Annotated in this window: 14 protein-coding genes; 9 read left to right on the top strand and 5 right to left on the bottom strand. The window is 72.2% G+C overall.

What is annotated here, in order from left to right; all coding sequences use genetic code 11:
* The 3 genes from GTY56_RS26675 to GTY56_RS26665 form a co-directional block, all read right to left on the bottom strand.
* A partial coding sequence (locus tag GTY56_RS26675; protein ID WP_161367859.1) for a SigB/SigF/SigG family RNA polymerase sigma factor occupies positions 1 to 1,089 on the bottom strand: 1,089 nt, incomplete at its 3' end.
* A gap of 17 nt (positions 1,090 to 1,106) precedes the next feature.
* Positions 1,107 to 1,520, bottom strand: a complete 414-nt coding sequence (locus GTY56_RS26670) for an ATP-binding protein (RefSeq protein WP_003992877.1) — start codon at positions 1,518 to 1,520, stop codon at positions 1,107 to 1,109.
* Positions 1,521 to 1,781: 261 nt separating this feature from the next.
* Positions 1,782 to 2,042, bottom strand: coding sequence for a UBP-type zinc finger domain-containing protein (locus tag GTY56_RS26665; protein ID WP_079129131.1), 261 nt, complete (start codon positions 2,040 to 2,042; stop codon positions 1,782 to 1,784).
* Positions 2,043 to 2,104: 62 nt separating this feature from the next.
* On the opposite strand from GTY56_RS26665, the gene GTY56_RS26660 reads away from it, so the two are divergent.
* The gene (locus tag GTY56_RS26660) at positions 2,105 to 3,703 is read left to right on the top strand and encodes a Na+/H+ antiporter (protein ID WP_161367857.1); all 1,599 of its coding nucleotides are present in this window, start codon (positions 2,105 to 2,107) and stop codon (positions 3,701 to 3,703) included.
* Positions 3,704 to 3,793: 90 nt separating this feature from the next.
* Here GTY56_RS26660 and GTY56_RS26655 read toward each other — a convergent pair whose 3' ends face one another.
* On the bottom strand, positions 3,794 to 4,702 hold the full coding sequence (locus GTY56_RS26655; RefSeq protein WP_161367856.1) for a pyridoxal-phosphate dependent enzyme: 909 nt from the start codon (positions 4,700 to 4,702) through the stop codon (positions 3,794 to 3,796).
* Between the two features lie 255 nt (positions 4,703 to 4,957).
* Here GTY56_RS26655 and GTY56_RS26650 point away from each other — a divergent pair, with 255 nt between their 5' ends.
* The 8 genes from GTY56_RS26650 (at position 4,958) to GTY56_RS26615 (ending at position 11,902) form a co-directional block, all read left to right on the top strand.
* Positions 4,958 to 6,364, top strand: a complete 1,407-nt coding sequence (locus tag GTY56_RS26650) for a family 2B encapsulin nanocompartment shell protein (RefSeq protein ID WP_161367855.1) — start codon at positions 4,958 to 4,960, stop codon at positions 6,362 to 6,364.
* Positions 6,365 to 6,475: 111 nt separating this feature from the next.
* Complete coding sequence (locus GTY56_RS26645; protein WP_161367854.1) at positions 6,476 to 7,645, top strand: family 2 encapsulin nanocompartment cargo protein polyprenyl transferase; 1,170 nt, start codon at positions 6,476 to 6,478, stop codon at positions 7,643 to 7,645.
* Between the two features lie 525 nt (positions 7,646 to 8,170).
* Positions 8,171 to 8,782, top strand: coding sequence for a GNAT family N-acetyltransferase (locus tag GTY56_RS26640; RefSeq protein WP_161367853.1), 612 nt, complete (start codon positions 8,171 to 8,173; stop codon positions 8,780 to 8,782).
* 256 nt (positions 8,783 to 9,038) lie between these two features.
* Positions 9,039 to 9,602 carry a dihydrofolate reductase family protein gene (locus tag GTY56_RS26635; RefSeq protein WP_346345590.1) on the top strand — a complete coding sequence of 188 codons (564 nt, stop codon included), beginning with the start codon at positions 9,039 to 9,041 and terminating at the stop codon, positions 9,600 to 9,602.
* Between the two features lie 26 nt (positions 9,603 to 9,628).
* Positions 9,629 to 9,904, top strand: a complete 276-nt coding sequence (locus GTY56_RS26630; RefSeq protein ID WP_161367852.1) for a hypothetical protein — start codon at positions 9,629 to 9,631, stop codon at positions 9,902 to 9,904.
* Positions 9,905 to 9,989: 85 nt separating this feature from the next.
* Positions 9,990 to 10,403 carry a YciI family protein gene (locus GTY56_RS26625; protein ID WP_107455498.1) on the top strand — a complete coding sequence of 138 codons (414 nt, stop codon included), beginning with the start codon at positions 9,990 to 9,992 and terminating at the stop codon, positions 10,401 to 10,403.
* A gap of 29 nt (positions 10,404 to 10,432) precedes the next feature.
* Positions 10,433 to 11,653, top strand: a complete 1,221-nt coding sequence (locus GTY56_RS26620) for a sigma-70 family RNA polymerase sigma factor (protein ID WP_161367851.1) — start codon at positions 10,433 to 10,435, stop codon at positions 11,651 to 11,653.
* Positions 11,654 to 11,662: 9 nt separating this feature from the next.
* Positions 11,663 to 11,902, top strand: coding sequence for a hypothetical protein (locus GTY56_RS26615; protein ID WP_237525048.1), 240 nt, complete (start codon positions 11,663 to 11,665; stop codon positions 11,900 to 11,902).
* A 257-nt stretch (positions 11,903 to 12,159) separates the two neighbouring features.
* Here GTY56_RS26615 and GTY56_RS26610 read toward each other — a convergent pair whose 3' ends face one another.
* Complete coding sequence (locus GTY56_RS26610) at positions 12,160 to 12,891, bottom strand: VOC family protein (RefSeq protein ID WP_161367850.1); 732 nt, start codon at positions 12,889 to 12,891, stop codon at positions 12,160 to 12,162.
* Positions 12,892 to 12,964 lie beyond the last annotated feature (73 nt).

Here is a 12,964-nt window from a genome sequence, read left to right as displayed (position 1 = left end):
CAGCAGCCGGGAGACGTGCATCTGCGAGATGCCGACCTCCTGCGCGATCTGCGACTGGGTCATGTTGCCGAAGAACCGCAGCAGCAGAATCCGCTTCTCGCGCGGCGGAAGATCCTCCAGCAGAGGCTTGAGGGACTCCCGGTACTCCACGCCCTCCAAGGCCTCGTCCTCGGCGCCGAGGGTGTCCGCGACCGCCGGGGACTCGTCGTCGGTGTCGGGAACGTCCAGGGACAGCGTGGAGTACGCGTTGGCGGACTCCAGGCCCTCCAGGACCTCCTCCTCCGAGATAGCCAGCTTCTCGGCGAGCTCGTGGACCGTGGGGGAGCGGCCGTGCAGCTGCGAGAGCTCGGCCGTGGCCGTGGTCAGCGCCAGGCGCAGCTCCTGCAACCGGCGCGGGACGCGCACCGCCCAGCCCTTGTCGCGGAAATGCCGCTTGATCTCGCCGACGACCGTCGGGGTCGCGTACGTCGAGAACTCCACGCCGCGGTCCGGGTCGAACCGGTCGACCGACTTGATGAGGCCGATGGTGGCGACCTGGGTGAGGTCGTCCAGCGGCTCACCGCGGTTGCGGAAGCGGCGGGCGAGATGCTCCACCAGCGGCAGATGCATCCGGACCAGCTGGTTGCGCAGCTCCGCGTATTCGGGGCTGCCGCTGCTCAGGGTGCGCAGCTTGAGGAACATCTCGCGCGCGCCGCTGCGGTCCGGCGAGCCGTGCTGCGCACCTGATGTGTGGTGTGTGCGCGGTGCCTGATCCTCGGAGTCTCGCTCGTGCTCGCTCATCGTCCCGCCCGTCGCCTCTCCCCGAGCCCTCGCCTCCTCCGCCACTCTCGACTCCTCGCGAGTGGGGGGACCCCCCTGGGCCGGGGATGCGGCGACCCCCGCGCCCGGAGGCGCGCTCCGCACGGCGCCGTCCCGGTCCGGCCGCCCGCCGCCCGGGAGGACGGCCTCCGTGGAGTCGTCCTCGGGGTGCGGGCGGGCCTGCTCGGGGATGCCGTCGATGCCGTCCGCCATGCGCCGGGCGCCGCTCGGGCCGCTCGTGCCCGTGCCCCCGGCCGGCAGCTCTCGTGTGCCGCGCTCTTCGTCCCGCACCGGCCCGTCCTCGCTCCTCACGCCGGCCCGGGTCCCGCGCCGCGCTGTTTGTAGAGGCTGATCGAAACGGTTTTGTCCTTGTCCACGGCAGAGGAGACCTTGCCCGCGAGAGCGGACAGGACCGTCCAGGCGAAGGTGTCCCGCGACGGGGCATGGCCATCCGTGGTGGGTGCCGAGACGGTGACCTCGAGTGAGTCGTCGACGAGGCGGAAGACACAGCTGAGCACCGAGCCGGGCACGGCCTGCTGAAGCAGGATCGCGCAGGCCTCGTCCACCGCGATGCGCAAGTCCTCGATCTCGTCGAGGGTGAAGTCCAAACGGGCCGCGAGACCGGCCGTGGCCGTACGCAGCACCGACAGGTAGGCACCCGCGGCCGGCAGCCGGACTTCCACGAAGTCCTGGGTCGCGGGCTCGCCTGCGATCTGGGACACCCTCACCTCCATGGTGGTACAAGCGTTTCAGGGCCGAGGGTCGCCCCCCGGGGGTAACGCGATACGTGGTTCAGCGGTGACGCTATCGCGCTCTTGACGGTCCTGTCCCCGGGACCCCAACCCCTTGTCGTCACTCACAGTAAACCTGTGGATACGCTCCGTGTCTAGGGGTTGGGCGGGCCCAAATGGGAAGAGCGCGCGCCGGGTTGACGTACCCAGACGTCAGACGGTCGAACCGTCCGGCGCCGGGGTCCCGTCGCGTCACACCAGGACATGGTCGACGAAGCACCAACGCCAGGTCTCTCCGGGCTCGTGGGTCCGCATCACGGGGTGACCGGACTCCTTATGATGCTCCGCCGCGTGCCGTCCCGGCGAGGAGTCGCAGCAGCCGACGTGACCGCAGCTGAGGCACAGCCGTAGTTGCACCGGATCCATGCCCTCCGCCAAGCACTCCGGACACGTCTCGCTGAGCGGGCCGGGTTCGGGGTGCGGCAGCGCCTCGGCGTGCGTGCACTGTTTCATGATTGCCAGGTTACGACGGTCGGGCGGAAGACCGCGTCGAAAAACGAGGGCGGGCGAGAACGATGGACGTGATGCCACTGCTGCTGCTCGTGGCGGGCAGTGCCGCGATCGCCGCGGCGGCGCGGCGTACCCCGGTACCGGCGCCGCTGCTGCTGGTGGCCGTGGGGCTGGCGGTGAGCTATGTCCCCGGGGTGCCCGACTACACGCTCGACCCGCACATCGTGCTGCCGCTCATCCTGCCCCCGCTGCTGCACACGGCCGCCACCGAGAGCTCCTACCTCGACCTGCGGGCGCAGCTGCGGCCGGTCGCCATGCTGTCCGTCGGGTACGTGCTGTTCGCGACCTTCGTGGTCGGCTGGGCCCTCTACGTGATCGTGCCGGACATGCCGCTGACCGCGGCCCTGGTCTTCGGCGCGGTGGTGGCGCCGCCCGACGCGGTCGCGGCGACGGCGGTGGCCCGGCGGGTGGGGCTGCCGTCACGGATCACGACGATCCTCCAGGGCGAGTCCCTGCTGAACGACGCGACCGCGATCACCGCCTACCGGGTGGCCCTGGCCGCCGCCGTCGGCGAGGGCGCGACCTGGGCCGGGGGCATCGGCGAGTTCCTGCTCGCGGCGATCGGCGGCGTCGTGGTGGGTCTGCTGCTGATGGCACCGATCCACTGGCTGCGCACGCACGTGAAGGAGGCGCTGCTGCAGAACACACTGTCCCTGCTGATCCCCTTCGTCGCGTACGCCGTCGCCGAGCAGGTGCACGCCTCCGGTGTCCTCGCGGTCGTGGTCGTGGCGCTCTACCTGGGGCACCGCGCGTGGGAGGTCGATTTCGCCACGCGTCTGCAGGAAGAGGCGGTCTGGAAGATGGTCGCCTTCGTCCTGGAGTCGGCGGTGTTCGCGCTGATCGGCCTCCAGCTCCCGGTGGTTCTCAAGGACCTCGGGGAGTACGAGGGCGTCGAAGCGGCCTGGTACGCGGTCGCCGTCTTCCTGGTCGTCGTCGCGGCCCGGTTCGTCTGGGTGTACCCGGCCACCTTCCTGCCCCGGCTGCTGTCGGCCCGGGTGCGGGAACGGGAGCAGAATCCGAGCTGGAAGGGGCCGTTCGTCATCGCGTGGGCCGGGATGCGGGGCGTGGTCTCGCTGGCCATCGCCTTCTCGATCCCGCTCACCCTGCACGACGGTGGGGAGCCGTTCCCGCAGCGCAACCTCATCCTCTTCCTGACGTTCACGACGGTCATCGGGACCCTGGTGGTGCAGGGCTTGACGCTGCCCCCGCTGATCCGGCTGCTCAAGTTCCCCGGGCGCGACACGCAGACCGAGACGCTCGCCGAGGCCAACGCCCAGGCGCAGGCCTCCCGGGCCGCCGAACGGCGCCTGGAGGAGCTCCTCGCCGACGAGCGCAACACCCTGCCCGCCCCGCTCGCCGACCGGCTGCGCATCGTCCTGGAGCGCCGCCGCAACGCCGTCTGGGAGCGGCTCGGGCAGGCCAACCCGATCACCGGGGAGTCCGTCGACGACACCTACCGACGGCTGGCGCGCGAGATGATCAGCGCCGAACGCGAGGTGTTCGTCAAGCTCCGGGACGCCCGCTACATCGACGACGAGATGCTGCGGACCCTGCTGCGCAGACTGGACCTGGAGGAGGCCGCAGCCTTCCGGGAGGCGGCGTGACGACGGGCCGACGTCTCAAGGACGGGGGCGGGCCGACGTCTCAGGGACGGTGACGGGCCGACGTCTCAAGGACGGCGACGGGCCGACGTCTCAGGGAAAAGGACGGCCGGTGATCACCGCCGCCACCGCCGTCCCGCGCGGGAAGGCGCCCTCACCGGCCAGGGTGACCAGCCCGTACAGCAGCTTGGCGACGTAGAGCCGTTCGACGGGCAGGCCGTGCCGCTGCTCGAAGTCCGCCGCGAAGGCCTCCAGCTCGGCGGGCACGCGCGCGTAGCCGCCGCAATGGAAACGGTCGTCCAGGCTCCAGGTGCCGCGCCGGCCACCGAAGGCGTCACGCTGGAGGGCTTCCGTCTCGGCGGTCAGGAAACCGCCTCTGAGCACCGGCACGCCCAGCGCGCGCTGGCCGGGAGCGAGGCCGGCGGCCAGCCCCGCCAGTGTGCCGCCGGTGCCGCAGGCCACGGCGACGGCCTCGGCTCGCCCGCGCAGCTCGGCGCCGAGCGCCCGGCAGCCCCGCACCGCCTCGGCGTTGCTGCCGCCCTCGGGGACGACGTAGGCCTCCTCCGCGTCCGCCGCGCGCAGGATGCCGGCCAGGACGGGCGGCTCGGACTTGCGGCGGTACGTCGCCCTGTCGACGAAGTGCAGCCGCATGCCGTCGGCCGTGCAGCGGGCCAGCGAGGGGTTGAGAGGCCTGGCGGCCAATTCGTCACCGCGAACGACACCGACCGTGGGGACGCCGAGCAGCCGGCAGGCCGCGGCCGTGGCGCGCAGATGGTTGGACCAGGCTCCGCCGAAGGTGACGACGGTCCGGCCGGCCGCCGCCGTCAGGTTCGGCGCGAGCTTGCGCCACTTGTTGCCGATCAGCTCCGGATGGATCAGATCGTCCCGCTTCAGCAACAGCCGCACGCCCCGGGGCTCGAACCGGCCGTCCACGACCTCCTGCAATGGCGAGGGGAGCCGGGGGTGCAGCGCGGTGTGTACGGGGATGTCGGGGCTGGTCACCGGGCCATTGTCACCCGGGAGGGTGGGGCAGGGGGCTTCGGGACTGACGCGTGGCTCCCGGGCAGGGCCCCCCGACCTGTCCCGGACGCGGGCGACTTCGAACGCCGTGACGGGGCCCCCTCTGCCCAGCGGCGCAAAGATCCATTCCCGCTCTTTCGTGTAATAGCACCGCGACGTTGAGTGAGGAAGGCTTGCTCGTGCACATCGATGCCCGGGGCGTATGGGCGTCGGCCACAACCGGGAGGGCAGTTCTCTATGTCGGTAGGCGAAGAGGTCCGCACGGAGCAGACCAAGCCGCAGCAGAGTCTCGGCACGGCGGCCGCGCGGAACCTGGCCACCACGACCAAGTCCGTGCCACAGATGCAGGAGATCAGCTCCCGCTGGCTGCTGCGGATGCTGCCGTGGGTCGACATCCAGGGTGGTACGTACCGGGTGAACCGGCGGCTGACGTTCGCCGTGGGCGACGGCCGGCTGACGTTCGTGAAGACCGGCGACCGCGTCGAGATCATCCCCGCCGAACTGGGCGAGCTGCCGGCGCTGCGGTCCTACGAGGACGAGGAGGTGCTCTTCGAGATCGCCCGCCGCTGCGAGCAGCGGGAGATCCCGGCGGGCGACGTCATCGCCTCGTTCGGCAGCCCGTCCGACGAGGTGTACCTCCTGGCGCACGGCCGGGTGGAGAAGGTCGGTACGGGGCCGTACGGGGAGGACGAGTCCCTCGGCGTCCTCGCCGACGGCGCCTACTTCGGCGACGACGCGCTGCTGAACGAGGACGCGATCTGGGAGTACACCGCCCGCGCCCTCACCGCGTGCACCGTACTCGTGCTGCCCCGCCAGGAGTTCGAGCAGATCGCGGAGCGCTCGGACACCCTGCGCGAACACCTCCAGCAGCGCCGCTCCATCCCCTCGCAGCGCTCCAACAAGTACGGCGAGAAGGAGATCGACCTCTCCTCCGGCCACTCCGGCGAGCCGGACATCCCGCACACCTTCGTCGACTACGAGGCCCGGCCCCGTGAGTACGAACTGAGCGTCGCCCAGACCGTGCTGCGCATCCACACGCGCGTGGCCGACCTCTACAACCAGCCCATGAACCAGACCGAGCAGCAGATCCGGCTGACGGTCGAGGCGCTGAAGGAGCGCCAGGAGCACGAGCTCATCAACAACCGCGACTTCGGTCTCCTGCACAACTGCGAGTACGACCAGCGGATCCAGCCGCACGACGGCGTGCCCGGGCCGGACGACCTGGACGAGCTGCTCAGCAGGCGCCGCGGTACCAAGATGCTCCTCGCCCACCCGCGCGCCATCGCCGCGTTCGGCCGCGAACTCAACAAGCGCGGGCTGGTCCCCGAGACCATCGACATGGCCGGCAACCGCATCCCGACCTGGCGCGGTGTGCCGATCTTCCCGTGCAACAAGATCCCGGTCTCGGATGCCCGTACGACGTCCATCATCGCCCTGCGTACCGGCGAGGCCGACCAGGGTGTCATCGGTCTGCGTGCCTCCGGCATCCCCGACGAGATCGAGCCGAGCCTGTCGGTCCGCTTCATGGGGATCAACGAACAAGCCATCATCAAATACCTGGTCACGGCCTACTACTCGGCCGCGGTCCTGGTACCGGACGCGCTCGGCGTCCTGGAGAACGTCGAGATCGGCCGCTGGCGGTGACGCTGCCGGCACGCCGGCCGTGTCCCCGCCCGTCCGGGCGGGTAGATCCTCGGGGTACGAGCCCAGCGGCAGCGGAAGCGCCACCGTCCGCTCATTCTCCGAGGCGGTCCCATGGGTGAAGCCCTCACGAGGTCCAGGAGGGAGCCGACGCCGCCCGCCCGCGGCGGGCAGCGCGGCGCCGAACCCCGGCCGTCGGCCGGGGCTCCGGAAAGGCAGGGGGACATCCGGACACCGAGGGGCGGCGGGCCGGATCCGGCCGAAGGGCACGAGGCGGTCATGCTGCTGGAGCGGGCCCGTGCGGAGGTCGACCCGGTGCTGCGGGCCGCGCTCGGCTCGCTGCCCGGGCCGATGTGCCGGGTCGCGCTGCACCACTTCGGCTGGGAGCAGGCCGACGGCACCTCTGCGGACGGGGGCTCAGGCAAGGCGATCCGCCCCGCGCTGGTCCTCGCCGCGGCGGCGGCCCTCGGCGGGCCCGAGGCGCGGGCGGGGGCGGCTCGGGCGGCCGCCGCGGTGGAGCTGGTGCACAACTTCACGCTGTTGCACGACGACGTGATGGACCGGGACACCACCCGCCGCCACCGCCCCACCGCCTGGACGGTGTTCGGCGACGCCGACGCCATCCTCGCCGGGGACACTCTGCAGGCGCTGGCCCTGCGGCTGCTCGCCCAGGACCCGCACCCGGCGTCTCCGGCCGCCGCCGTCCGGCTCGCGGACTGCGTGATGGAACTGTGCGCGGGCCAGCAGGCGGACACGGCCATGGAGCGGTGCGCCCCCGGCGAGGTCACGCTCGACGAGGTGCTCGCCATGGCGGAGGCCAAGACGGGCGCCCTGATCGGGAGTGCGTGCGCCATCGGCGGGCTGTACGCGGGTGCCTCGGACGAGGAGGTGGCGGCGCTGGACGCGTTCGGCAGGGAGGCCGGGCTCGCCTTCCAGCTCATCGACGACGTCATCGGCATATGGGGCGACCCGCGCCGCACGGGCAAGCCCGCCGGTGCCGACCTGGCCGCCCGGAAGAAGTCGCTGCCGGTGGTGGCGGCCCTCGCCTCCGGCACACCGGCGTCGGCCGAACTCGCCGAACTGTACGCACGAAGCAACGAGAAGGAGGACCTCGACGACATCGCCCGCACCGTGGAGCGCGCGGGCGGCCGAGACTGGGCGCAGGGCCAGGCGGCCGACCGGATGGCCCGGGCGATGCAGCAGCTGGCCCGGGCGGTACCGGACCCGGAGGCGGCAGGCGGTCTGCTCGCCCTCGCCGAGTTCGTGACACGGCGCAGCAGTTGACGGGCCGTGACGATGACCGGGCGCGACAATCGACGGCTTGTCAGCGATGGCCGGCCGCACCAGCGTCGGCAGGCCTGAGCGATGAACGGGGCTGAGCGATGACGGGCCTGAGCGACGACGGTCCACAGGGTTCAAGGGTCCACAGCGGTTGAAGAGTCCATGGCGGATGGCGGTCCACGGCAGTTGCCGGGCCACGGCAGTTGGCGGGCCGCGCCGTGTATGGCCTCAACGGTGAGCGGTCGGCGGCAACTGCAGAAGACCGCCCGCGTCGGCAACCCCCTGCGGGTGACCGAAGGGCAGAGCCCCGGAGCGCCGGGGCCGTGCGGCTCCTGACCCCGCACGGCGTCGGCATCCGGTCGGCGGGTCCCGCACTGCCCCACGGTGTGCGGGGCCCGCCACCTCCCCGCATCCGTCGAGTTTGGGCAAACGTTCGATCGAATCCCGCCAAGATCCCGCCCGCGCCCCTCCGCGGGTGCCAACCGCCCTACGATCAACGCCCGTCGGGACGAGCGAAGGGGCGCGGCAATGGGTGTGGCCATCCGGACGGCGGGCGAAGCGGACAGGGAGCTGATCGTCCGGCTTCTGGACGACGCGTTCCAGGACGACCCCGTGAGCGGCTGGGTCTTCCCCGACGTGGAGGACCGCCGTGCCAAGCATCCCCGGCTCATGGCCGCCTTCACCGACATCGTGCTCGCGGCCGGCCGCATAGACGTCACCGAGGACGGCTCGGCCTGTGCGCTGTGGCTCTCCATGCCCGCCGACGAAGGCCACGACGACGGGGAGGACGAGGGGCCGGCCCAGGTGCGGGAGGCCGTCGACCCGGACAACGAGCGCGTGGAGAGCATCGGACGGCTGACGGCCGCCGTCCATCCCACCGGGCGGGCCCACGAGTACCTGTGGATGATCGGTGTGGCTCCCGGCCGCCAGGACGAGGGCCTCGGCACCGCGCTCATCGAGGCCGTCCTCGACCGCTGCGACCGCGAGGGGCTGCCCGCCTACCTGGAGGCCAGCAACGCCCGCAGTCGCCACCTGTACGAGCGCCTGGGCTTCGAGCCGGCCGGCCCGGCCCTCGACCTGCCGGACGGCCCGTCGATGTGGCCGATGTGGCGGGAGCCCAGGCCCCACCGACCCGCCTAGGCCCCACCAGCCCGCCCGGGCCTCCTACGGCGAGAGCGGCGCTGCCGTGCGCCGCCGAACATCTGCGGTTCCCGGCAGTCCGGTCCGCGGTCCCGGCAGCCCGCCCTCCGGCACGGCCGACCATGCGGAACCCCTCTCTCACTTTCGGCCGACTGCTGTCATGCCCTTGCGACCACTACAATAGAAGTACTACAGCTGGCGTTGTCACGTTGACGGACTGCGGAAGAAGACCGGCTCGCGAAAGCTCACCTAGTACATCGCCTGCTCCCTCGACGGCTTCATCGGTGACCCGGGCGGCGACAGGACGGCGATGTTCCGTTTCGTCGACGAGGAGGACATCGCCTACCTCACGGTGGAGCACCCGGAGACCCTGCCCACCCACGCCCGCCGGGCCCTCGGCATCGACGACCCGCCCAACAAGCGGTTCGACACCGTCATCCAGGGGCGGAGCAGCTACGACATCGCCCTGAAGGAAGGCATCACCAGCCCCTACGCCCACCTGCGCGAGTACGTCGCGTCCAGGACGCTCCAGGAGTCGCCCGACCTCAACGTGGAGATCGTCGCGGACGACCTGGCAGGCAAGGTCCGCGAGCTGAAGGCGGAGGAGAGCGGCCTCGGCATCTACCTGTGCGGCGGCTCGAAGGTGGCCGGCGAGCTGTTCGACCAGATCGACGAGCTCGTCATCAAGACCTACCCGCTCGTGTACGGCACCGGCATGCCGATGTTCGGCTCCGGATGCGCGATCTCGGAGTTCACCCTGGGGTCGGTGCGCACGTTCGGCAACGGCGCGCTGGTGCGCACGTACGGCAGGAAGCGCTGAGCCCACGACCGGCCTACTCTGAGGACATGGGCAGCGAAGGACACGTCTGTCCCGACTGCGGACAGCCAGTGGAAACGGTCGTCCGGCGTCACAAGACGCTGGGCACCTGGGTCCCGCGCTGGGTGGCGGGCCCGTGCCGCAACCCCGAGTGCGGGGCCCACAAGGCGGAGAGCACGGACAGCGGCCACACCGCCGAAGGCACCCGCCCCGGGCCGGTCCCCCCGGCCCCCGGCGAAACCGCCCCTCCCGCCACGATCCCGCCCGAACCGGCTCCCGGAGACACCGCCGCCAAGAATCCCTGAGCCCGTGTCGAGATACGCGGCCCGGCTCCGACGTCCCCTGTGAAGAGCCGCCCACCGGGGCGGTGAGAGCCGAAGGAGCGGACTGATGAAGTACCTGGTCATGGTGCAGGGCACACAGGCGGACTACGAAGCGATGCGGGGCAAGGCGTCGGCGCACTCCCCGGCCTGGAGCGAGGAGGAGCTGCAAACGATGTTCGCCTACATGGGCGCGATCAACGACGATCTTGCCGAGACGGGTGAGCTCGTCGACGGGCAGGGCCTGGCCGAGCCGGCGCAGACCCGGCACGTCACCCTCGGCGACGACGGGAAGGCCGTGATCACCGACGGCCCGTACGGCGAGACCAAGGAGCTGCTGGCCGGCTACTGGGTCCTGGAGTGCGAGAGCCTGGAACGGGTCACGGAGATCGCCGACCGTGTCGCCCGCTGCCCCCAGCCGGCCGGCGCCCCGGACTACCCCGTCGTGATCCGTCCGATCATGGACGGTTCCGGGGACATCTGACGTACCGGCCGACGCCGACGGACACACGGGTGAGGAACCCACCGGAGATCGAGGACCTGCTGCGCCGTGACGCGCCGCAGGTCCTCGGTGCGCTGGTCAGACGGTACGGGCACTTCGACGCCGCCGAGGACGCCGTACAGGAGGCGCTGCTCGCGGCAGCCGGACAGTGGCCCGAAGCGGGGGTGCCCCGCAATCCGCGCGGCTGGCTGATCAAGGTCGCCTCGCGGCGGCTCACCGATGCCCTGCGCAGTGATCGGGCCCGGCGGCAGCGCGAGGAGCGGGCGGCGGCGCTCACACCCCGGGACGCCTTCACGGCGCCGCCGCCGGGGGAGCGGGCGCCCCGTGAGGACGACACCCTCTCGCTGCTGTTCCTGTGCTGCCATCCGGACCTGTCGCCGCCCGCCCAGATCGCGCTCACGCTGCGGGCCGTGGGCGGTCTCACCACGGCGGAGATCGCGCGGGCCTGCCTGGTCCCGGAAGCGACGATGGCCCAGCGCGTCAGCCGGGCCAAGCAGAAGGTGCGGGGTGTGCGCTTCGGCCGGCCGGACCGCTGGGAGCAGCGGCTGCCGTCCGTCCTGCAGACCCTCTACCTGATCTTCAACGAGGGATACACCGCCACGTCCGGCGCCGCGCTCCAGCGCCGCGACCTCGCAGGAGAGGCCGTACGGCTGACCCGCACGGTCCACCGGCTGTTGCCCGGCGACTGCGAGGTGGCCGGGCTGCTGGCGCTGATGCTGCTGACCGACGCCCGGCGCGACGCACGCAGCGGTCCGAGCGGCGAGCTGATTCCCCTCGACGAGCAGGACCGCGGCCGCTGGGACCGGGCGGCGATCGAGGAGGGCGTCGCGCTGGTCACCCGGGCCCTGTCCCGGGGCCGCCCCGGACCGTTCCAGCTGCGGGCCGCGATCGCCGCCGTGCACGACGAGGCGTCCTCGCCCGAGTCGACCGACTGGGCCGAGATCCTGGGCCTGTACGACGTCCTCATCGGTCTGGTCCCCGGCCCGGTCGAACGCCTCAACCGTGCGGTCGCCGTCGCCATGGTCCACGGCCCGCGCGCGGGCCTGGCCGAAGTGGACGCCCTGGAGGGTGAGTTGAAGGGGCACCGCCCGGACGCCGTGCGCGGCCACCTGCTGGAGCGGGCGGGCGAGCCGGAAGCCGCCCGCGCCGCCTACGAATCGGCGGCCGCGCAGACCCTCAGCCTGCCCGAGCAGCGCTACCTCCGCGCCCGGGCGGCGCGGTTGGGCGACTAGCGTGGAAGCATGGGAAGACCGGGGGAGCGGCGTCTCACGGTGTGGCGCGGCATGGTGATCGGGTGGGCGCCGGCCGTGGCCGTCGCGGGCGGGCTGACGCTGTGGATGCAGGACTCGGCCGAGCCCGCCGGGCCGTACGTGTGGGAGCCGACCGATCCCGACGAGCCCCCGGACCTGCCGCCCTGCCCGACGCCCGAGGACGCCGGGACCGCGGCCTGCGCGTACGGGACGTATACCGAGAACGACTGACGGACCGCTGCGGCGCCCCGCTCGTCCTCTCGCCGCGCCGGGGGCCGCCGGCGCCCCGCTCGTTCTCGCCCCTCCGCGCACACGCGTGGCCCCGCGCGTCCTCTCGCCGCTCCGCGCGCACGCGGCACCCCGCTTCGTCCCCTCGCCGCACCGCGCGCACACGGCGCTCTGCCCGCACTCGCCCCGCACCGCACCTCACCGCCCCGGCGAACGCACCACCCGCCGCCCCTTCTACGCCAGACGCCCGCCGGACATTCCTAGCGCAGTGCGCCCGTCACCGGATCCCGGGTTGTCAGGCAGTACGTGCCACCTGCCGGGTCTCGCATGACCGTCCAGCCGGAGAAGCCGGCCACGAAGACGGCCCCGAGCGCCTCGTGCCGCGCGCGGGTCGCCGCGACGTCCGCGCAGGCGAGGTCGAGGTGGGCGGATGCCGGACGCTCCTCACCGAGGCGTTGCAGGAGCAGACGGACCGGCAGGCCCGGCGGTGGCTTGACCACGTGAAACTCCGGGAGGGAGCCCGGCATCGACTCCCAGCCGTCGAGCAGGGCGCTCCAGAAGCCGACTTCCGTGGCGTAGGCCGAGGGCGGGACGTCCAGGCACACCTGGTCGAGCCGGCTGCCCCGCACCACGCCCGGGCGCGACGACTGCCCGCGCCAGGGGTCCGCGCAGAACAACTGCCCGCCGGGCGAGCGCAGCACCACGAGTGACCCGAGGTCCGCCACCACCTCAGCGCCGAGCCGCACCGCCGCGGCGGCGAACTCCGGTACGTCGTCGACGCAGAAGTCGATGTGCGCACCGCCCGGGCCCGCACCCACCGCCTGCGCCTTCACGCACGCGTCGGCGCCGTCGGGGAGCAGGGTGACGAACTCGCCGTGTTCGCCGCGCGGTTCGGACAGGCGGGTGTCCGTGACCGCCGTCCAGAAGTCGCAGGCGGGGCCGATGGCATCCCGTGGGCGATCGATGAAGGCGTACGTCCAGCTGATCCTCATGGACGCGATCGTAGAGGGGCGCACCGCCGCCACCTGCGTGAACCTTGACCAGCCATTGCCGTACCGTTCCCCG

Source organism: Streptomyces sp. SID5643 (genome assembly GCF_009872555.1).
In the GTDB taxonomy this organism is placed as follows: domain Bacteria; phylum Actinomycetota; class Actinomycetes; order Streptomycetales; family Streptomycetaceae; genus Streptomyces; species Streptomyces iakyrus.
Note: the sequence above shows the minus strand (reverse complement) of the source record. Positions and strands in the feature narration are given on the sequence as shown.